This is a genomic window from Saccharospirillum sp. MSK14-1 (genome assembly GCF_003054965.1).
Classification (GTDB): Bacteria; Pseudomonadota; Gammaproteobacteria; order Pseudomonadales; family Natronospirillaceae; genus Saccharospirillum.
Window position 1 is genome coordinate 1,035,299 of record NZ_MIES01000033.1, and the last position, 22,887, is coordinate 1,058,185.

Genomic DNA, 22,887 nt, shown 5'->3' on the forward strand with positions numbered 1-22,887 from the left:
CCGATGTTCAATCCGCTTATCCTTAAGCGTTATAGTAACCGTCCTGATCCTGGCGACCCAAACGGCGGAAACGTCAGCCTACCCAGCGTTGGACCAACGTCACCAGGTTTTCATAACTGACCGGTTTCACCATGAAATCATCCATTCCGGCGGCCAGGCAGGCCCGCTCCTGCTCCGGTGTATCTTCGGCCGTCATAGCGATGATCGGTATGTGCTCGCCCGAGTTTAACTCCTGCTGGCGAATCAGACGGGTGGCTTCCAAGCCATCCATGCGCGGCATCAAGCAATCCATGATGACCAGATCATACGGATCACCCGACATGGCCATGTGCGCAGCTTCGCGACCGTTAACCACGGAATCGACAGTCACGCCAATGCGCTCCAGCAAGCGGCTGATCACCTTTTGAGTCACCAGATTATCTTCAGCCAACAACACACGGGTATCGCCACAGCGATAATCCTGATCGCTGTCAGGACGATGATCATCCAAAGCGCGACGAAATGCATGCAGCAACGCATCACGGGTAATGGGCTTTTCAATGAACTGGAAACGGCCGCTCAAATCAGACAATAAGCCGCGTTGCAGTTCGGAGGCGTAGAGGAAAACCGAAACCGACTGTCCCTCTAGCCGCTGTAGCAGTTGTTGCACTTGCGCCAGGGTGTGGCGCGCTGGCCCATCCTGAACCGGAATATTCAACAAAATAAAGTCAGCTGGCTGATCCGATTCCTGCAGCAATCGTTCCAAAGGCCAGGTGGAAACACTCATCTCCCAACTGAGGAATTCGGCGCTCAGCGCTCGTTCGTTGACCGGACTCAAATCGGACAACACCACCGAGCGACCCGCCATAAACCGTGCGGGACGGAACGAACTGGCCTGTTGCGAGGATGCAATCATCGGCAGCGACACCCGTATGGTTTTCAGGTGACCCTTGTCTCGACTACTAGCGGTGAGTTCAGCGCCCATCGCGCGGAATTGAGCGGAGGCGACCATCAGCGTTAGTTGATCGGAAACATCCTCGTCTTCCGGCAAGGTATCCATATTGCGATGAATGGCCGCACGTAAATCTTCAGTAGTGACTTCTTCATTGATGAAATAGAACGACAACAACAGACGCTCTTCTTCACCGCGCTGATCGACCGCAATACGCACCGTGATTTCACCTTCCTGAGCGCTGTCGAGGGCGAAATCAAGCAGACGGCGGAAGGCGTTGGACAACCATTGTGGGTCCGATTCAATGCGTTCAGGCACCGCAGGGTGATAGAGATACGCCAGTTCCAGACCATGTTCATGAGCCTTACTGCCCATATCCGACAACGCATGCTCAAGCGTTTTGCGCAAATTGAACACCACCGACTGCGGCACTCGCGCCTGATCTCGCTGTTCGATGTAGGCTTCCAGGTCATTCACCAGATCGAGAATGGAATGACCGCTACGACGAGCAATGTTCAGCATGCCTTGATGCTCGCTGGATGACTCATCGTGGCTGAGCATGCCCAAAACACCCAGCAAGCCGCTGAGTGGGTTCTTCACCCGATGCAGCAATTGATTGATGAAGCGGCGGTTGGTCGTGGCCTGAATCACATTGGCTTCGCGCGCCTGTTCCAGTGCTCGCAAACGCATTTTCAATTCGTGGTTATGCGTTAAAAAGCCCCACACCAGTTCCGATACACGACCGGCCGTACTGACCAGATACATATAGAGCGCCACAAATGCCAGACTGATAAACCAGTGACCGGCGGTGTCTTGAGCAAAGGCGTAATAGGTGGCAACGGGCCACAGCAAAACGGCCAGATAAATACGGACCGTCCGCCCGTATAACGAATAGACAAAGGTACCGCCAGCAGCGACGGCCAAGGTGTATAGCAGTCCGAGTAATTGGATGGGATGGTCCGGACCGGCCAGGCGATACAACAAATAAGCCGACCACAGGCCCGCGTGTAGGAAACCAGACCCAATAAACCAGTCACGCCAGCGCGCAGGGCCGCGACCATACCAGTCATTGAACTGGGCGATCATAATGAAGCGCCAGGAGGCCATGATGACCAACAGCAAACCAAAGACATAGCTGGCATTGGGTACCGGACCCAGCGAACGCCACTGCCATTCGAGCAACAGAAAAACGAGGAAATGCAGGATGGCGCTGGGCAACCCTTGGCGGCTCAGCGTTTCGTCGATGCGTTTGAGAATTGCCCGATCTTTCTGGGCTTTATGCTGTGGTTTGAAAAACCAGCTCATGACAGCTTCCGTTACAGCGACGACCGGCCCTGGCCGCCGAAAATCCGGCCACTATACCTGCAGATGAGAACGGACCCAACCGTCACGAGGCGCTTTGCCCTTCCTTGACGGATTGAAGCCAATAAAAAACCCGGCGAAGGCCGGGTTTTTTATTGGGAGACGTTGAACGGAAGACGCTTAACGCAGGTTAGGTATACCTGACCTTCAGCGTCTTCCGTCTCCCGTCCAGCGTCTTGCTTATCATCGTTACAGCGCTTTTTCCAGCTCTGGTACCGCCTCAAACAGGTCAGCAACCAGACCATAATCAGCGACTTGGAAGATGGGCGCGTCTTCGTCTTTGTTGATGGCGACGATGACTTTGGAATCTTTCATGCCCGCCAAATGCTGAATCTGGCCGGAAATGCCCACTGCAATGTACAACTCTGGTGCGACAATTTTACCGGTCTGCCCAACCTGCATATCGTTGGGCACAAAACCCGCGTCGACCGCGGCGCGTGACGCACCGACAGCGGCATCCAGTTTTTCCGCCACCTTGTACAGCAGCTCGAAGTTCTCGCCGTTGCCCAGACCACGACCACCGGAAACAACGATCTTGGCGGAAGTCAGCTCCGGACGGTCCGATTTAGCCAGCTCTTCGCCGACGAATTCAGAGACCGCAACTGCGGCCGAGGCGTCGATCGTTTCAACAGCGGCACTGCCGTCTTCAGCGCAGGCATCGAAAGCGGTACCGCGTACGGTAATCACCTTGATGGCGTCTTCTGACTGAACCGTGGCAATCGCATTACCCGCGTAGATCGGGCGCTTAAAGGTATCGGCCGACTCTACAGCAATGATGTCAGAGATCTGTTCCACATCCAGCAAGGCCGCCACACGAGGCATAAAGTTCTTACCGGACGTTGTAGCACTGGCCAGAATATGGCTGTAATTCTTACCCTGGTCAGCAACCAGAGCCGCCAGTTCTTCAGCCAGGGCGTGCTTGTACAATGGGCTATCGGCCAGCAAGACACGCTTAACACCATTCAGCTTGGCAGCCTGGTCAGCCGCCGCCTGAGCGCCTTCACCGGCGACCAGAACGTCGATATCGCCACCGATGGCCTGCGCCGCTGTCACCGTATGGGCCGTGGCTGACGACAAGGCTTCGTTAGTGTGTTCCGCAATAATCAGAATACTCATCACAGCACCTTCGCTTCGTTCTTCAGTTTGTCGACCAGCTCGGCAACCGAACCGACTTTGATGCCACCTTCGCGCTCGGCAGGTGGTTCGACTTTCAGCGTTTTAACGGTCTTAGTGATGGCAACGCCATAGTCATCGGCGGTTTTCTTATCGAGCGGCTTTTTCTTGGCCTTCATGATGTCCGGCAACTTGGCGTAGCGCGGCTCATTCAGACGCAAATCGGTGGTTACGATCGCCGGCATCTTTAAGGCAACTGTTTGCAGGCCGCCATCGATTTCGCGAGTTACCTTGGCGGTGTCGCCTTCGATTTCCAATTTGGAAGCGAAGGTACCCTGCGCCCAGCCCGTCAGTGCACCGAGCATCTGGCCAGTCTGGTTGTTGTCGCTGTCGATCGATTGCTTACCGAGAATGACCAGGCCGGGCTGCTCTTCATCGATCACCGCTTTGATCAGCTTGGCAACCGAGAGCGATCCCGGTGCTTCATCGGTAGTGATGAGAATGCCGCGGTCGGCACCCAGTGCCATCGACTTACGCAGTTGTTCTTCGGCCTTGGCTTCGCCGATGGACAGCACAACGATTTCATCAACCTTGCCCTGCTCTTTTAAACGGACAGCCTCTTCCACGGCAATTTCGCAGAAAGGGTTCATATCCATTTTGACATTGGCCAGGTCGACATCGCTGTGATCCGGCTTGACGCGGACTTTGACGTTGTAGTCCACAACACGCTTGACGGGTACCAGTACTTTCATAGTGTCCTCAATCGTCTGGATGCGGTTGCCCGGAAAGCCGGGCCGGTATTGAGATTGGGCCTCATTTAAGCCGTTTTAAACGAAAAATTCAAACAGTTGTTTTAATTTTTCCAAACGACCAGTTAAACTGCCGCTCGTCGGCGAACTAGCTCCACAGACCGTGAGCCTAGATGGCGCCAAAACCACAAATTACAACGAGCGGCGCTCGCTCCGTGCAACCGCAAGCGTCGCGACGAATCTGCCCCGGCCCACCGGGCGTGAACCAGGAGGTCCCTATGGAACGCGAATCCATGGAATTTGACGTTGTTGTCGTTGGAGCCGGCCCAGCCGGATTGTCGGCAGCCATACGCCTGATGCAAGGCGCTGCCGACAGCAGCCAGGAACTGAGCGTCTGTGTGGTGGAAAAGGGATCGGAAGTCGGCGCCCATATTCTCTCCGGTGCTGTCTTTGAACCGCGGGCGTTGAACGAACTGATCCCGGACTGGCAGGAAAAGGGTGCGCCCCTGAATACGCCGGTTACGGCCGATGACATCCAGGTGCTGCGCAGTGCCAGCAGCGGCATTAGGGTGCCGGGCCTGTTTGCCCCGACCACCATGCACAACAAGGGCAACTACATCATCAGCCTGGGCAACCTCTGCCGCTGGCTGGCCGAACAGGCCGAAGCGCTGGGTGTGGAAATCTTCCCTGGCTTTACCGCTGCTGAGGTGCTCTACGCCGACGACGGCTCAGTGAAAGGCATTGTCACTGGCGATATGGGCATCGGTGCCGATGGCACCGAAAAAGACGGCTATATGCCGGGCATGGAACTGCACGCCAAAACCACCCTCTTCGCCGAAGGTGCACGCGGCCATCTGGGCAAATCGCTGATGGCCAAGTTTGATCTCAACGCCAACGCCGAAGCACAGCATTACGGCCTGGGCATCAAGGAACTCTGGGATGTCAGCCCAGAGGTTCACGAACCCGGCAAGGTGGTCCATACCGCCGGCTGGCCGTTGGATGAAAACGGCGCTGCCGGTGGCAGCTTTATGTACCATCTGGAGAACAATCAGGTAGTGGTCGGCCTGATCACTGACCTGAGTTACGCCAATCCCTATATCAGCCCGTTCGATGAATTTCAGCGTCTGAAACACCACCCCACCTTTGCCAAAGTTTTGAAAGGTGGCAAGCGGGTTTCATATGGCGCCCGGGCGATTGCCAAGGGCGGTATTCAAAGCCTGCCGAAGATGCATTTCCCGGGCGGTCTGCTGATCGGTTGTGACGCTGGCACGCTGAACTTTGCCAAAATCAAAGGCAGCCATACCGCGATGAAATCCGGCATGGTGGCTGCCGAGGTGATCCTCAAGCAAGCCGCTCAAGGCTGGGAAGCGGGTCAGGATCTGTCTGATTACGATACGGCATTCCGCGACAGCTGGGCCTGGAAAGAACTGCACCAGCAACGCAACTTTGGTCCGGCTCAGCACAAGTGGGGCAACATCCTCGGCTCGGCCTATGCCTTTATCGACATCAATATTTTCCGCGGCAAACTGCCCTGGACGCTGTCGGACGCCACGCCCGACCACGCCCAGTTGAAAGCGGCCGATCAGTTCCAGCCCATCGACTATCCCAAGCCAGATGGTGAGTTGAGTTTCGATAAGCTGAGTTCGGTGTTTCTTTCGAACACCAACCACGAAGAAGATCAGCCGGTACACCTGAAGCTGACGGATCCCGATCTACCCATCCGTGACAACCTGCCCAAATTCGCCGAACCAGCACAGCGCTATTGCCCGGCCGGTGTTTATGAGGTGGTTGAAGGCGATGATGGGCAGACGAAGTTCCAGATCAACGCTCAGAACTGCGTGCACTGCAAAACCTGCGACATTAAAGACCCGGCGCAAAACATTACCTGGGTCACGCCGGAAGGCGGTGGTGGTCCCAACTACCCCAATATGTAACAACCAAAAGGCCCCAACCGGGGCCTTTTTTTATGTCTGTGCCAATAAAAAGCGCTGACCGCCACTGTCAAGCCAAAGACGACCGCTTGCATCAAGCCCGCCCTGCTCCAGTGCCCAGCTCTGCCATTGGTACATCAGGTTTTGATGGACCCGCGCAGGAAGGTTACGTCGCCAGCTCAGTGTCGGGTTGTCAGGGTCACCGGTTGCATCGAGAGGATGCGCCACATCCAAGGGTTGCTGTTCGCCCAGGTTGTTGGTGACAATCCAGGTGTCTTCCACTCGATCAGCACTGACCGCAATAAAGGGGGTTGCCTCTACTTGCAGACCAACCTTCTCCACCGGCGTAACCAAAAAGTAATCGTCGCCTTCCCGCTTGAGCACACTGGCAAATAATTTCACCATCGCCGGCCGGCCGATCGGCGTACCTTGGTAAAACCAATCGCCATTACGACGAATCTGCATATCCAAATCGCCACAAAATGGCGGGTCCCAGCGCTCTACGGGCGGTTGTTTCTGGTCACCGATGTGTTGCAGTAGGGCTTCAAGTTGCATTCGGCTTGTGTCCTATCTGGGCAATGGTATCCAGCAAAAAGCGGCTGAATCCGCGCCGGTCCTGAATCAATTCGTGGTACAGCTCGTTATCGCGCAACGAGGCCAGGCCGTCAGCCAGTGTCCAAACCAGGCCATACAGAAAACGCAGGTCATCGCTGTCGGCATCGACGTCGAGCAGCTCGCTGGTGATTTCCGCGAACAGCGCCATGTGATTGCGCTTCAGTCGCTGCCACTGTCGATAACGCTCCAGATTGCTGCCCTCGCCTGCGAGCTTGGTTTCTAAGCGCATCATCAGGCGATGTTTATCGATGTGTTGAATGCGGTATTTCAAACACTCGCGCATCAAAGTAGCCAAGTCCTGACTGCGCCGAACCCGGTGCAGCATTTCGCCAATGCCCAATTCATCGGACAGTAACATGGCGGCGTAGAGGTCATCCTTGCCGGAAAAATGGTGGTAGAAAACCGAGCGACTGATACCGGCCGTCTGAATTAACCGACTGACAGTGACACTGTCCTCTCCGGCCAACAAAAACAGACTCATGGCGGAATTGAGAATGGCACTCTCAGTGGGATGTCGGTCTTTGACTGGCAAGAGCGTATTGAGCATGAATCTCGATAGAGCGGTATTTAACGACTAGTCTATAACTGTGGGACAGACCCCGGCAATGCAAGGCAGCGGAGGTAACCTCGGCCTTATGCTTACTTTCTTAAAGCGTTGGTTAACCGAAGAGAAAGATGACCCGGATTATCCGCGCAGCGATTTTCGCAAGTTGCGACACGAAATTCGCAGTGGTGATGTCATCTTGGTCGAAGGGCGCTCGCGTGTTGCCGAGGTGATTGGCATTGTCACACGCAGTCGCTGGTCTCATGCCGCACTCTATATTGGCCGGCTGCACGATGTGGCTGATCCAATGTTGCGCCAGCGAATTCGGGAGTTCTACGATGGTCAGCCGGATGTTCAGTTGATCGCCGAAAGCCAACTTGGTTTGGGCACGGTGATCCGCCCACTGAACGTCTACCAACACCGACATCTGCGTATTTGCCGACCGCGTGACCTCGCCTACGAGGACGTCCAACTGGTCCTTGGCTACGCCATCGGCCGTTTGGGCACACGCTACGACGTTCGTCAGATTCTCGATTTATGGCGTTTCTATCTGCCCTGGAGCTTGTTTCCGCGTCGGTTGCGCTCGTCGTTATTCCGCTGGAAGCCTGGTGGTGGTACCCGGACCGTCTGTTCCACGATGCTGGCAGAAGCCTTTGCCGCCGTCTCCTTCCCGTTACTGCCGCTGGTGAAACGCGAAGTCAATGGCAATGTCAGGCTGTTCCAGCGTAACCCCAAGTTATGTACACCCAGCGATTTCGATTACAGCCCGTACTTCGACATCATCAAATACCCTTATATGGACTTTGAAGGCAATGCCAGTCCAGCCTATCGCTTGATGCCGTGGGAAGGTACTGTGTCGCTGACAAGCGAAGAATCGAGGCATTATATTGAGGATGGACTCGTCGGCTCAGGCGAGCCGCTGCCCGCACCTGAGGCAGACAAAAAACGACGCCAGGAAGCCGATTAGCAGACGATCTAGCGGGACGTCAGCTCCAACCAGCGCGAGGCCAGCTGCTCACTCCACAACTGAGCATTGAGGTTCGCCTGTCCTGCCAGACTTTCTTTAAGACGGATGATCAAGTCTCGAAAGGCAAAAAGCTGGGTGCTCGGCAAGCCGGACAAAGGCGTAACCACCGGGGCATCCAGGTTACTGATGGGGGTATTGGTGTGAAATTGCTGGTGGACTGCGCTGTCAATCCAGATCATTAATTGAGTCAGCAACGCGTCGCTGTCCTGCTGGGCAATGAAGGCAGCCAGGTCGCTGAAGCCCCGCTCCTGACGAAAGCGCTCGACTCTCTCCTGCCAGGCACTCAAGGTGTCGTCAGTCAATTCAACCGCCGCCAGCGGCGCACCGGCCGTCAACGCCAAGCGGTCTTCCACGCGCTCAGTAACATTGTGTTGATCAAGATATTGCTGGGCTTGCTCAAGGGTGGGCCGATCCAGTCGCAACAGGCGACAACGTGAGCGCACCGTTGGCAACAGCCGTGACAGCGATTCGGTCTCCAACAACAAAAAGGTATTGGCGGTCGGTTCTTCGAGCATTTTCAGCAGCGCGTTGGCGGCGTTGTTGTTCATGCGGTCCGCACGGGTCAGGCGGATAACCTTGTTGCCACCTTGCTGCGCCGTTTCATGCATAAAATTGGCAATATCGCGGATGGCATCGACCTTGATGGTTTCGCTTTTACCTTCAGGTTCGATAACGCGTTGATCCGGATGGGATCCCGCCGCGACCAACTGGCAAGCACGGCACTGGCCACAGGGACGATCCGTCGCGGCCGTACACAGCAATTGATGACTCAGTCGTTGCCCAAAGTGGTGCAAACCATCCCCCACACGGCCGATGATAAGAACGGCATGCGGTAGACGCTCAGCGCGATAGGCCAGCATCAACCGATCGTTCGCTGGTTGCAACCAGACAGGCAAAGCTGAACTCATCCGAAGCGTTCCTCCAGTACCGACACCACCTGCCGACTTAACGCATCAACATCAACAGAGGCATCGAGACGCACAATGCGCTCTGGGTGTTCCTGGTAGCGACGTTCATAAGCGGTGCGGGCGCGTTCAAAAAAGGCCAGATCTTCTTCTTCGATACGGTCGAGTTCACCACGCTGGCGAGCCCGGGCCAGCCCAACCTCGATGGGACAATCCAGCCAGAGTGTCAGATCGGGAGAGAATCCATCCAACACCCAATCCTCTAACGTTTGCAAATGCGACCAAGGCAAGCCACGGCCGCCGCCCTGATAAGCGAAGGAAGCATCCGCAAAGCGATCACTGATGACCCATTGACCGGAGGCCAAGGCCGGCTGAATAACATGAGTCAGGTGCTGTCGACGAGCAGCAAACACCAACAATAACTCGCTCAGAGCATCCAAAGGTTCGTCATCATGGGACAACACCAAAGAGCGAATACGCTCGGCGATGGATGTGCCCCCCGGTTCACGCGTGACTAACGGCACGCCAAAACGCTGGGTGATCCAGCCCTCCAGCACCGAGCGCTGCGTCGTTTTGCCGGCACCTTCAAGGCCTTCAATGGTGATGAAGCCGGCTTTCACGGTGTTGATTCCTCTTCCGGCGGTGGCGCCGAGCGGTAGTCATCGCGGCGGCGACCAAACCGTTGATACTCACGAACAGCGGCACGATGCTCATCATAGGTATCGGAAAACAAATGAGTGCCATCGCCTTTGGCAACAAAATACAAGGTGCTGCCATCATCGGGGTTCACCGCCGCCTCTAACGCGCCGCGACCGGGGCTGGCGATGGGAGTCGGTGGCAGGCCGCCACGTCGATAGGTGTTATACGGGGTGTCACGACGCAAATCAGCCCGCGTTAAATTGCCGTTGTAATCATCGCCCAGGCCATAGATCACGGTGGGATCCGTCTGCAAGCGCATGCCTTGCTGCAGGCGTCGGCTGAACACACCGGAAATCTGTGGCCGCTCAAAGGCCGCACCGGTTTCCTTTTCAATAATGGATGCCAGTATCAGCGCCTCATAAGGCGTCTCAATCGCCCGGTCATCGGCCCGCATCGCCCAGGCCCGCTCTAACTCAAGCTGCATTTTCTGGTAAGCGTGGCGCAGTACTTCGACATCTTTCAGCCCCCGCTCAAACAAATAGGTATCGGGGAAGAACCACCCTTCGGGATTCGCTTGTTCAATACCAAGCAACTCGGCAACGGCCTGATCGGATAACGTCGGCAGAGTCTGTTCCAGATGCTCCTGGAGCATCAACGCAGCGCGAATCTGTCGAAAATTCCAGCCCTCAATGAACTGTACCGAGCGTAATACTTTGTCGCCGGCGATCATACGGGCGATGGCGTCGCTGGGTGATTCGTCGGGCAGCAATCGATATTCGCCACGCTGAATGGCGGTCTGGTCTGTCACACGTAACCAAATTTCATGCAAGCGCGGATCGCCGATCCAACCGCGATTGGAAAAATCGTTCAGCACACGCTTTAACGAAGCGCCGTCCTCAACCTGATAGAGCGTGGTTTCAGACAGCGTTAAAGGGGATGTCAGTTCGTCATGCGCATAGAGCGCAAGGCCGGCTCCGGCAATGGTGCCTACCAGAACCACGGCGATCAGTAGTCGTTTAATCACTCGGTAATCCAATCAGATTGCGCAGATCTGCCAGTTCCATGGGGCTTGGCAAAACGAAGGCCTGGTTATCGACAGAGGCGACTGGCACGATCCCCATCAAGGCGTTACCCAATACAAGGCCATCCGCCTTCGGTAAATCCTCGAGCAGCCAGTCTGCTTCAATCAGGCTGCCCAGGCGCAGCCAGCGACGGCGAATAATGCCATTCACGCCTGCCTGATCCAAGCGCGGCGTCTGCCATTGTGAGCCGGATTTAATAAAGATATTGCTCATACTGCCCTCCACCAGAAAACCCGAGGGTAATGCCAGCAGAGCCTCGTGCGCTCCGGCCACGCGAGCGCTTTGCCGCGCCAGAACCGAATCCAGACGATTGAGGTGTTTCAGTCCAGCCAACACCGGGTTGATAGAGGCGGGAACGGCTGAGCTCACGACCCTCGCCGCTTCAGCTTGCCAAGCGGGCTGCTGGTAATCCGTCAATTGAATCAGCCGATCGCACCGCTGCTGCTCTGGATCGAAGTCGTAACCTCGGCCGGGTGCCTGGCGCAACAACATGATCTTGCAGATTAAGGGTTTACTGCTTACCGGCAATACTTTGGTCAGTTCCGATTCAAGCCGATGTTGATCGTCTGCGTCCCAGTTTAAGGCAAGCCGCTGCGCACCTTCACTCAGGCGCTGCCGATGGTCGTCCCAAAAGCGTATTTGGCCGTGTTGCACCCAGCAGGTTTCAAAGAGCCCATCACCATAAGCCAAAGCGCGGTGACGGCTATCGAGATAATCGGACGAGCGTCCGTTGAGTACGTTCAGATTCATAAAAAAACGGGGCCGAAGCCCCGTCCTTTAGACTTTGCTGAAAACCAGCGTGCCATTGGTTCCACCGAACCCAAAGGAGTTCGACAGGCTGTGTGTAATGCTCATATTACGTGCGGTATTGGGCACGTAATCCAGATTACAACCTTCGCCAGGCTGTTCGAGATTGATGGTCGGTGGTGCCACCTGATCACGAATCGCCAGCACACTGAAAATGGCTTCCACCGCGCCAGCTGCGCCTAAAAGGTGACCAATCATCGATTTAGTCGAGCTCATCACCGCTTGACTGGCATCAGCGCCATAGAGCATTTCAACGGCACGGCTTTCGGCGACATCACCGACTGGTGTTGAGGTGCCATGTGCGTTGATGTAGCTAATGTCGGTCGCGTTCAGGCCCGCATCCGCAATGGCATTGCGCATGGAGGCACAGGCGCCAGAGCCATCTTCGGGCGGCGACGTCATGTGGTAAGCATCGCCACTCATTCCAAAGCCCGTCAACTCGGCGTAGATGGTCGCACCACGTGCCTTGGCGTGTTCATACTCTTCCAACACCAGAATGCCAGCACCGTCACCGAGCATAAAACCATCACGGTCTTTGTCCCAAGGGCGACTGGCATGCTGCGGATCGTCGTTGCGCGTCGATAACGCACGAGCTGCGCCAAAGCCAGCGATGCCCAGTGGCGTGGATGCCATTTCAGCACCGCCAGCGACCATCACATCAGCATCGCCATAGGCGATGGTACGGCCCGCGTAACCGATGTTATGGGTACCGGTGGTACAGGCGGTGGTGATGGCGATGTTCGGGCCTTTGAAGCCGTAATCAATCGACAGGTAGCCCGAGATCATATTGATGATCGCTGAGGGGACGAAGAACGGCGATACCCGACGAGGACCGGATTTCTCCAGCGCTGCGTGGTTGCGTTCAATGCTGTCCAAGCCACCAATACCCGCACCAATGGCCAGGCCGATACGATGCGCATTGGCATCCGTGGCCTCTAGACCCGCATCACGGATGGCTTCAACAGCAGCGGCATAGCCATATTGGATAAAGCCATCCATTTTTTTGGTGTCTTTGGGGTTGATCGTCAATGTCGGATCAAACCCTTTAACCGTCGCGGCAAACTTAGTGCCGTATTTTTCAGTATCAAACAGCTCGATAGGAGCGGCTCCGCTCCGGCCGGCCAGAATGCCATCCCAGGTGGAACGCGTGTCGTTCCCCAGCGGGCTGATGCATCCCAGACCCGTCACTACGACTCTGCGGCGTGACATAGAATCCTCCAATCCCAATGTTTTTCCGTAGGGGCGAACCCATCATCCGGAAACTAAAAAGCCGTACTGCCTGGCGACAATACGGCTTCAATATCAGAATAGAACGGCTGCCTTGCGGCCGATTCTTCAGCCCAGGTGGGCGTTGATATAGTCGATCGCGTCCTGGACAGTCGCCAGCTTCTCAGACTCTTCGTCCGGAATCTCGGTTTCGAATTCTTCTTCCAGCGCCATCACCAGGTTAACGGTGTCGAGCGAGTCGGCACCCAGGTCGTCAACGAATGACGCTTGGGCCGTTACGTCTTCTTCTTTTGCGCCCAGCTGTTCGCAGACGATTTTCTTGACGCGATCTTCAATGTTGCTCATTGGAACACTCCCTAATTGGAATCAGCACCGTTCAGTGCGCGTTAGTGTATTAAAAGCCATCGCTGACGGGCAAGTCAAAACCACCCGATCAGCCCATGTACATGCCGCCGTTGACGTGCAGCGTCTCACCCGTGATGTAAGACGCCGAGTCGCTGACCAAAAAAGCAACGGCCGCGGCAATTTCTTTCGGATCGCCCAGACGACCCAGAGGGACTTGCTTGAGCAAGGCCTCACGGTTCGCTTCAGGCAGTTCATCGGTCATGTCCGTGGCGATAAAGCCCGGAGCGACAGAATTCACAGTGATGGAACGCGAGCCAATCTCGCGCGCCAAAGAGCGAGTCAAACCTTCCAAACCCGCTTTAGCCGCCGCGTAGTTTACCTGACCCGCATTGCCGGACGAAGCCACTACGGAAGAGATATTCACGATTCGGCCCCAACGGGCACGAGTCATCGCTTTAATGACGGCTTTACTCATGCGGAAAGCAGAACTCAGGTTGGTGTCGATAACACCGTCCCACTCGGCTTCCTTCATGCGCAGGAAAAGATTGTCCTGAGTGATACCCGCATTGTTAACCAAAATAGCCGGATCACCGAATTCTTCTTTCAAGGTACTCATCAACGCATCGATGGATTCCGCTTCGGTCACATTCAGACGGTAGCCTTTGCCATCGATTCCGGCCGCTTTAAAGCGCTCGGTGATTTTCTCAGCACCGCTGTCAGACGTCGCGGTTCCGGCGACACGGTAACCTGTTTTGCCCAGCTCATCGGCAATGGCAGCGCCAATCCCACGGCTAGCGCCGGTTACCAATACCAGTTTGGCGTCACTCATGATGCACTCCCTATGCGATCCTGAAACGCAGCCAGACTGCCTAAGGCGGTCAATTCGAGGCTGCTGTCTATACGTTTGTTCAGTCCTGTCAGTACCTTGCCTGGGCCACACTCGATGGTCTCTGTCACGCCTTGGCGTACCAACTCCGCTACCGATTGAGACCAAAGAACCGGGCGATACAACTGTTCAATCAGATTCGGCTTAATGGTGTCGATGCTGCGCTCAGCACGGGCGGTCACGTTCTGAACCACCGGAATACGGGCATCGGCCAGTGTCAGGCTGTTCATATACTTGGCCAGTTCATCGGCCGCATCACGCATCAGACGGCAATGCGATGGCACGCTGACCGGCAGCGGCATGGCACGCTTTGCGCCAGCTTCTTTTAATACTTCGATGGCACGATCAACGGCTTCTTTGGCGCCAGCGATCACAACCTGTCCCGGAGTATTGAAGTTAACCGCTTCAACAACACCAGCCTCACTCGCCTGACGGCAACCTTCCACGACCGCATCGTCATCCAGGCCCAGGATAGCCGCCATAGCGCCTTCGCCCGCCGGGACCGCTGCCTGCATCAACTGGCCACGCTTTTCAACCAGACGCACTGCCTCGGCCAATGGCAATACTTCAGCCGCAACCAGAGCGGAATATTCGCCCAGACTATGGCCTGCCAGCATTGCCGGCTGAGCACCGCCTTCAGCGCACCACAACCGCCATAGCGCCGTACTGGCGGTCAGTAAGGCAGGCTGAGTCTTTTCAGTTCGATTGAGGTCTTCTGCCGGGCCTTGATTCACTAATGCCCACAGATCGTATCCCAGGGCATCGGAGGCTTCGGTGAAAGTGTCACCGATCAGCGGATAATGCTCCGCCAAGTCACTCAGCATACCGACTTGCTGAGAACCCTGGCCGGGGAACACAAACGCGAACGATTGAGCCATGGTGCTTTTCCTTTCAATCTCGGATGGGCTACCCGGGCGGGGTAGCTTGTCTGGCGTGCATTATGGTCTGCGAGGCGATTCAGTAAAGAGAGACGCTGTTAAAACATTTATGAGCCCAGGGAAAAGCTCAAGTCGAATTATTGACCGATGAACCAGAATGGCTCAGTCAGCCAGCAGTGGATCGAGTCGACGTAATACACGCTGGCTCCAGCCACCCTCAGTGGCTTCGACCGCACGAGCAATGGCCGCTTTAAATGCCAACTCATCGGCGTGACCGTGGCTTTTAATGACGGTCAGCCCGGTACCGGCCAATAAGGCGCCGTTACTGGCACGTGGATCAAGCTGGTTCAGCAGTGGCTGCAATCGCTTGCCCAAAACCCACCCCATCAGCTTGCCGAGCAGATCACCGCCCAATTGTTGTTTTAACGCAGACAACAACAAATCGACCGTGCCCTCCGCTGATTTAATCACGGCGTTCCCGGTAAAACCGTCGGTAATGATCAAGTCGTAGTCACCACGAAAAATGGTGCTGGCCTCGGCGAATCCGCGAAAATCCACATCGGGCCAGCTGCCCAACCGCTCTGCAGCCAGGTGCAGCGCCGGCGGGCCTTTATTGGCTTCGACACCGAGATTCAGCAACGCCAAACGCGGTTTACGACTGCTGCGATCGCTGGCAATGGCTAGACCGGCTGCGGCAAACCCCAGCAATTGTTCAGCAGACGCCGCAAACGAAGCCCCTAAATCCAACATCAACACAGGCTGTTTCGACGTTGGTATCCAACTGACCAGCGCAGGACGCTCCAAAGCGGGATGAACCAAGCTGTGCCGATGCAATAAGGTCATCAGAACGCCGGTATGTTCAGAGGAAACCAAGGCGTCAGCTTCATCTTTCGCCAAGCATTGAGTCGCCGCTTCAATGGCACTTTGATAGTCATGACGCAGCAGTCGCGCCGGATTCAGACCCGCGGGCAATTGTCCATCACAGGGGCGGAACGACATATTAGTCGGCAAAGAGCCCAGATAAGGTTGGCAGCTGTGGGTTTGACCGAAGAGGATGGCACGGTGGTGAGGATGGTGATCGAAAAAATCGATAGTGGCAGGCATTAATTGGGAGGGGCCTTGATCCCCTCCCTGCAAGTCGATGGCTAGAACAGCCATCGTAACTTACTCGCCGTCGGCGTCCGCGATGACCTTACGGCCTTTGTAGAAACCGTCCGGAGAAACGTGGTGACGACGATGGGTTTCGCCGGTAGTCGGATCGACTGCCAGAGCGGTGCCCTTCAGAGAATCGTGAGCGCGACGCATTCCGCGACGGGAACGAGTCTTTTTATTCTGTTGAACTGCCATGGCCGTAGCCTCCTGATGTATAACAATTAACTGTATCAAAGCTGGCAGCGCCAACTTTGGCTGTTATTTTCCGGTCAGCTTCACCGGACCTTTCAGTCCTTTTTCAGTGAAGCCAACACCTGAAAAGGGTTATCCCGAGCTGGCTCCGCTTCGGCTGGGCTTTGCTCATCCTCGGCCGGTGCAAACTCGGTCTGAATCCGACATTCCGTCTCATCGTGCATTGCCTGCAAAGGCAGACACAGCAACAACTCTTCTTCCAGAATCATGGCCGGGTCCAAAGACTCATCCGGCAGCAACATCAAAGGCTCATTGTCAGCCGGTAAAGCCTTGGCCATCTCATCGTTATAGACGATGGCCAAACGGAACTGGCTATCCAGCTGTTGTTGCATGGGTTGCAGACAACGCTGACATTCCAATTCGACACACCCACTGACATGTCCTGCCACGATGCGGCGATATTCCTCATCCTGGAAGAAATCCAACTGTGCTTCGACGCTGTCATCGATTCGCAAGACTGCTTCGCCTAAACGAGTCAGTCGAGCGGGCGATACCCGGCCGCTGAGGGACGTAGTTTGCTCCGCCAGCTTGTATGCATCGAGGTGATCGGGAAGCTCGGATTTCGACATAGGCGCGGTATGATACGGATGAGCGGTTTCAAGTCAAAAGTTTTTAGGAGTTAATGCCCATGCAAGCCCCGCTACTACTGGCTTCCACCTCAAAATATCGGGCTGAGCGATTGGCTTCCCTGGGTTTGAGCTTCACTCAGGCGGCGCCTCATTGCGATGAAAGCCCATTGCCAGGTGAGTTACCAGACGCCCTCGCCTTGCGTCTGGCGCACAACAAAGCCCAAAGCCTGAGTGGCGAATTTCCAGACCATGTGATTATTGGCAGCGACCAAACCGCTGCCGCGCCAGACGGCTCTTTGCTGTCTAAACCTGGTACACGGGAGCGAGCCTGCCATCAACTACTCGCCTGTTCAGGCCAGGCCGTTACCTTCTACAGCGGCGTGGCATTGGCTGGGCCAGTACAGGATGCGTGGCTGGTTACCACTGAAGTTCGATTTCGGAGATTAACGCGGCGGGAGGTCGAGCGGTATGTTGCCGCCGAGCAACCATTAGATTGTGCGGGCAGCTTCAAAGCCGAAGCGCTGGGCATCACACTCTTTGACTGGATACGCAGCGACGACCCTAACGCGCTGATCGGCCTGCCGTTAATTTCACTGGCGCAGCGACTGCGCCAGTCCAATTATCAATTGCCTTAGCGAAGCTGCCATTGCTCCGTGACACCCAGTTTAACCAGTGTCTGAGCAATGCCTACGCCCAGGTCACGCGCAAACTTCTGCCAAGGCGTGAGGTGAGCTGAAAAATCGACCAATTGCGGATAACCCAGCTCGCGTGCCAGCTCGGAGGTCGACTTTATGCCATCGATCAAGCCCAGTTCGACCGCTTGATCGCCGGTCCAGACCAGGCCAGAGAACAGCTTATCGTTGCTCTCGTCCAAGCGATCCCCCCGCCCTGCGCGCACATCCTCAATAAACTGCTGATGGACGTCGTTTAACAAGGCTTCAAACAATTCACGCTCTTCCGGATCCACAGGCTGAAACGGATCAAGAAATGCTTTGTGCTCACCGGCCGTAAATTCGCGGCGTTCGATGCCCAGGCGCTCGATCAGCTCTTCAAAGCCAAAACTGGCGGCCGTTACGCCAATGGAACCGACAAGGCTCGCACCATTGGCGTAAATGTTCTCAGCACTGGCCGCGATGTAATAAGCACCACTGGCACCGGTATCGGCAATGACCGCGTTGATTGGAATGTCTGGATGCAGTTCGCGCTGTCGGCGAACTTCGTTAAAAATGTAGGAAGACTGCACCGGACTGCCGCCCGGGCTGTTGATGCGGAGGATAACAGCACGGGTATCGGGGTGATTTAACGCAGATTGAAGACTGGCATAAATGCGATCAGCACTGGCCATTTCGCCATCAGCGATCACACCACGAACTTCAACCACCGCGGTATGGCCGCCGGTTGCCTCTGGAACATTGTCCGACTTAAACGACTTACCCAGCACGAACAGCCAAAGCAGTGCAAACAGATACACAAAGGTAAGAAGTTTGAAGAAAATCCCCCAGCGACGCTGTTTTTTCAGTTCCGCCGTATTCGCCAGGACGACCTTTTCGATCAACTGCCATTCTTTGCGCGAACCGGCCCAGTTTTCAGTACCATCTGTTGAGGATCGATCTTTTCCGAACATCGCTTATCGCCTGTATTAAGAATGAGAGTCCGCCGACAATCGCTGCAGTAAGCTGGCTAACGACTGCTCCAGCGGCGCCTCTACGACTAATTCCAGCCCCGTATCCGGGTGCGGCACCCTAAGCTGAGCGGCGTGCAAAAACAAGCGCTCCAGCCCCATCTCCCGACACAGCTGCTCTGCCCGGCCGGTCTGGTATTTGCTATCTCCCAGAATCGGATGCCCCGCGTGCTGACAATGCACCCGAATCTGATGCGTTCGGCCCGTCACTGGCTGAGCCTCCACCCAGGTTGCCTGCGGGTATGACTTAAGCACTCGATAACGCGTTAACGAGGCTTTGCCATCCGGGGCGACCCGTACAAAGCGCTCGCCACCAACCGCCTGCTGTTTACGCAATGGGGCGTCGACTTCGGTTACCTTATCCGACCAGCGGCCATGCACCAGACACCAATAGGTCTTTTTCACCGTCGTTTTGGCTCGAAACTCGGCCTGCAATTGCGTCAAGGCGCTGCGCTTTTTAGCAATCAACACCACGCCCGACGTGTCTTTATCGAGACGATGGACCAATTCAACAAACTTCAGCTCCGGCCGCATCGCCCGGTAGGACTCAATCAGTCCCAGACGAATACCGGACCCTCCGTGAACCGCCAGACCAGAGGGCTTGTTAATAGCAACAACAAAGTCATCCTCGTACAAAATGGCACTATCCAGATGTTGTTGCAGCGATTGCCCCGGCATCACCGTTTCCGTGTTCGACTCCGGCAGAGTCACTGGTGGTAAACGAATTTCATCGTCGGCCACTAACCGATACTCCGGCTTAACACGCTTGCCGTTAACCCGAACCTCTCCTTTACGCAGCACCCGATAAACACGGCTCTTAGGGAGCTTTTTCCAATAGCCAATCAGGAAATTATCGATCCTCTGACCGGCTCTATCCATCTCGACGCGATAAAAACTGACTTTTGACACGGTAAGGCGCCTGCAATAAAAGGCGCATGATACCAGTCTCCTGGCTGCGCTTCAGCGATGATAGTCAGAGCCTAAGAGACACCAGAGCATTTATTGATGGGTTGTAATCTTGGTGCTAAACTCCAGCGAGCTGGGAGTCCGCAGCTCCCCCCGCCCAGAGACCACACAGGCGGCCGGGAAGCGGAACCCAACCACCAGCACGATGACAGGCATCGCGCTGAACGAATTGGTTGGGCAGCAAGTACAGTTTAAAACAGCGTATGACGTTGGGTTCATACGGAAGAAAGCACTTCACCAAAGAACGAAAGTGCTTCTAAAAAGAGCCGGCATCCCCGTAAGACTCTTTCCGTGACCCGGTTGTTCATGGAAAAACACCGACCCGCTGTGGTGCCATTTCGCCACAGCCGTGTAAATTGCGTGATCCTTTGTATTTCGGTGTTCGCCCGCCTGTCGATCCTGCCCTTGCTGCTCTGTCACTCATTAAAAGCAGAGTACGTATACTTCAATGAAAAGAATGCTGATCAACGCAACCCAGGCCGAAGAGCTTAGGGTTGCACTGGTAGACGGCCAAAAACTCTACGACCTTGATATCGAAACTGGCTTTCGTGAACAAAAGAAAGCCAACATCTATAAAGGCAAAATCACCCGCATCGAACCCAGCCTAGAAGCCGCTTTCGTCGACTTTGGGGCTGAGCGCCACGGCTTCCTCCCGCTGAAAGAAATCGCCCGCGAATACTTCATTGATCCATCCATGTCGTCACGCTCCAGCATTAAAGAGCTGGTGAAAGAAGGCACGGAAGTCATTGTGCAGGTTGATAAAGAAGAGCGCGGTAATAAGGGTGCCGCCCTGACCACCATGGTCAGTCTGGCTGGCCGTTATCTGGTTTTGATGCCCAACAACGCTCGTGCCGGTGGTATTTCCCGTCGTATCGAAGGCGATGAGCGCGCCCAGATTCGTGAAGCCCTGCAAGGCATCACCGTTCCCGATGGCATGGGCGTCATCGTCCGTACCGCCGGTATTGGTCGCAGCGCTGAAGAACTGCAGTGGGACCTCGATTACTTGATCCAACTGTGGCAGTCAATCCGCGAGGCATCCACATCACGCCCGGCACCTTTCCTGATTTTGCAAGAAAGTAATGTCATTCTGCGGGCCATTCGTGACTACCTGCGCCAGGACATTGGCGAAGTACTGATCGACAGCAAAGACGCTTACGATTACGCGCTGGATTTTGTGCAGAAAGTGATGCCGAACTACCAGAGCAAACTGAAGCGCTACGAAGATCCGGTTCCGCTGTTCAACCGTTACCAGATCGAATCTCAGATCGAGAGTGCCTTCCAACGTGAAGTGAAGTTGCCCAGCGGTGGCTCCATTGTGATCGATCCAACCGAAGCGTTGGTATCCATCGATATTAACTCCTCTCGCTCCACCAAAGGCGGCGATATTGAGGAGACGGCGTTCCACACCAACCTGGAAGCGGCCGAGGAAATTGCTCGTCAATTGCGTCTGCGCGACATGGGCGGTCTGATCGTTATCGACTTTATCGATATGAACCAGACCAAGCACCAACGCGAAGTTGAATCCCGCATCAAAGAAGCCACCAATTCAGATCGCGCTCGCGTACAGGTTGGCCGGTTGTCACGCTTTGGCCTGTTGGAAATGTCGCGGCAGCGTCTGCGTCCGTCTCTGGGCGAAACCAGCGGCATCGTCTGCCCGCGCTGTAACGGCCACGGCATCATCCGTGATGTGAAATCACTGTCACTGGCGATTCTGCGTTTGGTTGAAGAAGAGTCACTGAAAGAACGTACCGCCCAGATTCGCGCTATTGTGCCGCTGTCGGTCGCCACCTTCTTGTTGAACGAAAAGCGCGAAGCCATCCACGAAATTGAACAGCGCCTTAAAGTGCATGTTCTGGTGGTTCCTAATCCGCAAATGGAAACCCCTCATTACGAAGTGGTGCGTTTGCGTGATGACGACGAAAACCTGATTAATGCAGCGCCGAGCTATGCACTGAAGTTTGAAGAAACACCGTCTGAGACAGAGGCTGTACTGGAAACTCAGTCAAAGCCTCAGGAAGCGGCCATCTCCAATATTCAGGCACCGCGTCAACCAGCGCCTAGCACTGAAAAGCCGGCGGTTGCAAAACCGGTCAAAGCAGCGAAACCGGCAGGCCCGGGTCTACTGGCTCGTTTGTTCAAAGCGCTCTTCGGCGGCAGCGATAAGTCGGCCAAGAAAAAACACAGCAACGCCAACAAAGGCGGTCAGCAGCGCCGCTCTGGTCGTGATGGCAACCCATCGCGTAATGGTCGTTCGAACAACCGTTCGTCAGGTCGCGGCGGCCGCAACGCCCAAAATGGCCAGGCACGGGATAATCGTCGTCAGAGCAATAACCGGAATGACGACAACGACAATAAAAAGAAAAACGACAACAGACAGCGCGAGCGTAAAAACGACGAGGTTAAAGCTCAGTCCCCATCAAGCGATGATGACAACAGCCGCAACGACCGGAACAAAGGTCGTCAGCAACAGCCTCAGTTAAAGCGCCGTGACGAACGCGAAAACAGCACCGGTCGTGTACCGCAGTCGGAAGTTGGTAAAAACCGCAAAGTCCGTGGTGTCAGCAAGAACGCGAGCAAGCGTCCCAACCCGGAACGTCCGGACGAGGTGGTCAGCGATATCGATACCGTGATTGCGCTGATCAATGCTGAACAGCCGACAACTGACAACGCTCCGGCCAAAACCGAGAGTCCAGCCAGCTCGACAGCCGCAGAACAAGCGGCGACCGGCTCGGTGGTGGAGACTCCGGTCGAATCCAGCGAAGCGAAACCGGCAACCACTGAGCAAGCAGACATATCTGCACCAAAAGCTGCCTCAAAAGCTGAGTCAAATGAAGCAGCCATAACCCCTGCCCCTGCGGTCGAATCCGACGCAGAGGTACAAGAGGTCACTAATGACGTCACTGCTGAACCGGTAGAGAACACAGCACCGGTGACCGAAGAACCTGCTGCAGAAGCAGAGCCGTCAAAACTGGAAGATTCTCCGGAGCCCAGTGTCGCGCATGAGCCCATTGAGGTCGATGAGCCTGCTCCAGCGGAAGAGGTTGAACCCGTCGCAGCATCAGAGACTCCGGTGACTGAACCTGTGCAAACCAGCACGCCAGCGACTGATACAGAGTCTGAGGCAACATCGGCTGAACCGACAGCGTCAGGTCGGGCACCTAACGATCCGCGCGAAGTGCGTCGCCGTCAGCAGCGTGAACAGGGCGAGCAGTGATTCAGCTGATCG

At 55.5% G+C, this 22,887-nt stretch carries 22 protein-coding genes; 4 read left to right on the top strand and 18 right to left on the bottom strand.

Annotated elements, in window-relative coordinates; translation table 11 throughout:
• Positions 1–73 precede the first annotated feature (73 nt).
• The 3 genes from BGP77_RS13785 to BGP77_RS13795 form a co-directional block, all read right to left on the bottom strand.
• Positions 74–2,236 carry a response regulator gene (locus BGP77_RS13785; RefSeq protein WP_108165297.1) on the bottom strand — a complete coding sequence of 721 codons (2,163 nt, stop codon included), beginning with the start codon at positions 2,234–2,236 and terminating at the stop codon, positions 74–76.
• Between the two features lie 246 nt (positions 2,237–2,482).
• Positions 2,483–3,409 carry an electron transfer flavoprotein subunit alpha/FixB family protein gene (locus BGP77_RS13790; RefSeq protein WP_108165298.1) on the bottom strand — a complete coding sequence of 309 codons (927 nt, stop codon included), beginning with the start codon at positions 3,407–3,409 and terminating at the stop codon, positions 2,483–2,485.
• A complete protein-coding gene (locus BGP77_RS13795; protein ID WP_108165299.1) occupies positions 3,409–4,158 on the bottom strand; it encodes an electron transfer flavoprotein subunit beta/FixA family protein in 750 nt (249 codons plus the stop codon). The genes BGP77_RS13790 and BGP77_RS13795 overlap by 1 nt, the downstream gene beginning before the upstream one ends.
• A gap of 275 nt (positions 4,159–4,433) precedes the next feature.
• On the opposite strand from BGP77_RS13795, the gene BGP77_RS13800 reads away from it, so the two are divergent.
• Positions 4,434–6,089, top strand: coding sequence for an electron transfer flavoprotein-ubiquinone oxidoreductase (locus tag BGP77_RS13800; RefSeq protein WP_108165300.1), 1,656 nt, complete (start codon positions 4,434–4,436; stop codon positions 6,087–6,089).
• A gap of 30 nt (positions 6,090–6,119) precedes the next feature.
• Here the strand turns inward: BGP77_RS13800 and BGP77_RS13805 are convergent, their stop codons facing one another.
• Positions 6,120–6,641, bottom strand: a complete 522-nt coding sequence (locus tag BGP77_RS13805) for a DUF1285 domain-containing protein (protein WP_108165301.1) — start codon at positions 6,639–6,641, stop codon at positions 6,120–6,122.
• Positions 6,631–7,248, bottom strand: a complete 618-nt coding sequence (locus tag BGP77_RS13810) for a TetR/AcrR family transcriptional regulator (protein WP_108165302.1) — start codon at positions 7,246–7,248, stop codon at positions 6,631–6,633. The genes BGP77_RS13805 and BGP77_RS13810 overlap by 11 nt, the downstream gene beginning before the upstream one ends.
• Before the next feature lie 88 nt (positions 7,249–7,336).
• Here BGP77_RS13810 and BGP77_RS13815 point away from each other — a divergent pair, with 88 nt between their 5' ends.
• Entirely contained in the window at positions 7,337–8,212 is an 876-nt protein-coding gene (locus BGP77_RS13815; RefSeq protein ID WP_108165988.1) for a hypothetical protein, read from the top strand.
• A gap of 8 nt (positions 8,213–8,220) precedes the next feature.
• Here the strand turns inward: BGP77_RS13815 and holB are convergent, their stop codons facing one another.
• From holB to BGP77_RS13870, 11 genes are all read right to left on the bottom strand, one after another.
• Positions 8,221–9,180 carry a DNA polymerase III subunit delta' gene (holB, locus tag BGP77_RS13820; RefSeq protein ID WP_108165303.1) on the bottom strand — a complete coding sequence of 320 codons (960 nt, stop codon included), beginning with the start codon at positions 9,178–9,180 and terminating at the stop codon, positions 8,221–8,223.
• Complete coding sequence (gene tmk, locus BGP77_RS13825; RefSeq protein WP_108165304.1) at positions 9,177–9,797, bottom strand: dTMP kinase; 621 nt, start codon at positions 9,795–9,797, stop codon at positions 9,177–9,179. Before tmk ends, holB begins: the two co-directional genes overlap by 4 nt.
• The gene (gene mltG, locus BGP77_RS13830) at positions 9,794–10,840 is read right to left on the bottom strand and encodes an endolytic transglycosylase MltG (protein ID WP_108165305.1); all 1,047 of its coding nucleotides are present in this window, start codon (positions 10,838–10,840) and stop codon (positions 9,794–9,796) included. Before mltG ends, tmk begins: the two co-directional genes overlap by 4 nt.
• The gene (gene pabC / locus BGP77_RS13835; RefSeq protein WP_108165306.1) at positions 10,833–11,648 is read right to left on the bottom strand and encodes an aminodeoxychorismate lyase; all 816 of its coding nucleotides are present in this window, start codon (positions 11,646–11,648) and stop codon (positions 10,833–10,835) included. Before pabC ends, mltG begins: the two co-directional genes overlap by 8 nt.
• 27 nt (positions 11,649–11,675) lie before the next feature.
• Positions 11,676–12,914 (bottom strand): beta-ketoacyl-ACP synthase II, encoded by a 1,239-nt coding sequence (fabF, locus tag BGP77_RS13840; RefSeq protein ID WP_108165307.1) that lies wholly within the window; start codon positions 12,912–12,914, stop codon positions 11,676–11,678.
• A 126-nt stretch (positions 12,915–13,040) separates the two neighbouring features.
• On the bottom strand, positions 13,041–13,277 hold the full coding sequence (gene acpP / locus BGP77_RS13845) for an acyl carrier protein (protein ID WP_108127175.1): 237 nt from the start codon (positions 13,275–13,277) through the stop codon (positions 13,041–13,043).
• Positions 13,278–13,365: 88 nt separating this feature from the next.
• The gene (gene fabG, locus BGP77_RS13850; RefSeq protein WP_233252396.1) at positions 13,366–14,109 is read right to left on the bottom strand and encodes a 3-oxoacyl-ACP reductase FabG; all 744 of its coding nucleotides are present in this window, start codon (positions 14,107–14,109) and stop codon (positions 13,366–13,368) included.
• Positions 14,103–15,041 carry an ACP S-malonyltransferase gene (gene fabD, locus BGP77_RS13855; protein ID WP_108165309.1) on the bottom strand — a complete coding sequence of 313 codons (939 nt, stop codon included), beginning with the start codon at positions 15,039–15,041 and terminating at the stop codon, positions 14,103–14,105. Before fabD ends, fabG begins: the two co-directional genes overlap by 7 nt.
• Positions 15,042–15,203: 162 nt before the next feature.
• Entirely contained in the window at positions 15,204–16,199 is a 996-nt protein-coding gene (locus tag BGP77_RS13860) for a phosphate acyltransferase (RefSeq protein ID WP_108165310.1), read from the bottom strand.
• Between the two features lie 6 nt (positions 16,200–16,205).
• Positions 16,206–16,388, bottom strand: a complete 183-nt coding sequence (gene rpmF / locus BGP77_RS13865; RefSeq protein WP_108165311.1) for a 50S ribosomal protein L32 — start codon at positions 16,386–16,388, stop codon at positions 16,206–16,208.
• A gap of 92 nt (positions 16,389–16,480) precedes the next feature.
• Complete coding sequence (locus BGP77_RS13870; protein ID WP_108165312.1) at positions 16,481–17,014, bottom strand: YceD family protein; 534 nt, start codon at positions 17,012–17,014, stop codon at positions 16,481–16,483.
• A gap of 59 nt (positions 17,015–17,073) precedes the next feature.
• On the opposite strand from BGP77_RS13870, the gene BGP77_RS13875 reads away from it, so the two are divergent.
• Positions 17,074–17,649 carry a nucleoside triphosphate pyrophosphatase gene (locus BGP77_RS13875; RefSeq protein ID WP_108165313.1) on the top strand — a complete coding sequence of 192 codons (576 nt, stop codon included), beginning with the start codon at positions 17,074–17,076 and terminating at the stop codon, positions 17,647–17,649.
• Here the strand turns inward: BGP77_RS13875 and BGP77_RS13880 are convergent.
• Both BGP77_RS13880 and rluC read right to left on the bottom strand, forming a co-directional pair.
• Positions 17,646–18,638, bottom strand: coding sequence for a S49 family peptidase (locus BGP77_RS13880; protein ID WP_108165314.1), 993 nt, complete (start codon positions 18,636–18,638; stop codon positions 17,646–17,648). The genes BGP77_RS13875 and BGP77_RS13880 overlap by 4 nt on opposite strands.
• A 15-nt stretch (positions 18,639–18,653) precedes the next feature.
• On the bottom strand, positions 18,654–19,604 hold the full coding sequence (gene rluC / locus BGP77_RS13885; RefSeq protein WP_108165315.1) for a 23S rRNA pseudouridine(955/2504/2580) synthase RluC: 951 nt from the start codon (positions 19,602–19,604) through the stop codon (positions 18,654–18,656).
• A gap of 514 nt (positions 19,605–20,118) precedes the next feature.
• Here rluC and rne point away from each other — a divergent pair.
• Complete coding sequence (gene rne / locus BGP77_RS13890) at positions 20,119–22,875, top strand: ribonuclease E (RefSeq protein ID WP_108165316.1); 2,757 nt, start codon at positions 20,119–20,121, stop codon at positions 22,873–22,875.
• Positions 22,876–22,887 lie beyond the last annotated feature (12 nt).

Bases quoted from the DNA above. Each gene is read 5' to 3' on its own strand.
- BGP77_RS13785 (WP_108165297.1), bottom strand. From the start codon at position 2,236: ATGAGCTGGTTTTTCAAACCACAGCATAAAGCCCAGAAAGATCGGGCA.
- BGP77_RS13790 (WP_108165298.1), bottom strand. From the start codon at position 3,409: ATGAGTATTCTGATTATTGCGGAACACACTAACGAAGCCTTGTCGTCA.
- BGP77_RS13795 (WP_108165299.1), bottom strand. From the start codon at position 4,158: ATGAAAGTACTGGTACCCGTCAAGCGTGTTGTGGACTACAACGTCAAA.
- BGP77_RS13800 (WP_108165300.1), top strand. From the start codon at position 4,434: ATGGAACGCGAATCCATGGAATTTGACGTTGTTGTCGTTGGAGCCGGC.
- BGP77_RS13805 (WP_108165301.1), bottom strand. From the start codon at position 6,641: ATGCAACTTGAAGCCCTACTGCAACACATCGGTGACCAGAAACAACCG.
- BGP77_RS13810 (WP_108165302.1), bottom strand. From the start codon at position 7,248: ATGCTCAATACGCTCTTGCCAGTCAAAGACCGACATCCCACTGAGAGT.
- BGP77_RS13815 (WP_108165988.1), top strand. From the start codon at position 7,337: ATGCTTACTTTCTTAAAGCGTTGGTTAACCGAAGAGAAAGATGACCCG.
- holB (WP_108165303.1), bottom strand. From the start codon at position 9,180: ATGAGTTCAGCTTTGCCTGTCTGGTTGCAACCAGCGAACGATCGGTTG.
- pabC (WP_108165306.1), bottom strand. From the start codon at position 11,648: ATGAATCTGAACGTACTCAACGGACGCTCGTCCGATTATCTCGATAGC.
- fabF (WP_108165307.1), bottom strand. From the start codon at position 12,914: ATGTCACGCCGCAGAGTCGTAGTGACGGGTCTGGGATGCATCAGCCCG.
- acpP (WP_108127175.1), bottom strand. From the start codon at position 13,277: ATGAGCAACATTGAAGATCGCGTCAAGAAAATCGTCTGCGAACAGCTG.
- fabD (WP_108165309.1), bottom strand. From the start codon at position 15,041: ATGGCTCAATCGTTCGCGTTTGTGTTCCCCGGCCAGGGTTCTCAGCAA.
- BGP77_RS13860 (WP_108165310.1), bottom strand. From the start codon at position 16,199: ATGGCTGTTCTAGCCATCGACTTGCAGGGAGGGGATCAAGGCCCCTCC.
- rpmF (WP_108165311.1), bottom strand. From the start codon at position 16,388: ATGGCAGTTCAACAGAATAAAAAGACTCGTTCCCGTCGCGGAATGCGT.
- BGP77_RS13870 (WP_108165312.1), bottom strand. From the start codon at position 17,014: ATGTCGAAATCCGAGCTTCCCGATCACCTCGATGCATACAAGCTGGCG.
- BGP77_RS13875 (WP_108165313.1), top strand. From the start codon at position 17,074: ATGCAAGCCCCGCTACTACTGGCTTCCACCTCAAAATATCGGGCTGAG.
- BGP77_RS13880 (WP_108165314.1), bottom strand. From the start codon at position 18,638: ATGTTCGGAAAAGATCGATCCTCAACAGATGGTACTGAAAACTGGGCC.
- rne (WP_108165316.1), top strand. From the start codon at position 20,119: ATGCTGATCAACGCAACCCAGGCCGAAGAGCTTAGGGTTGCACTGGTA.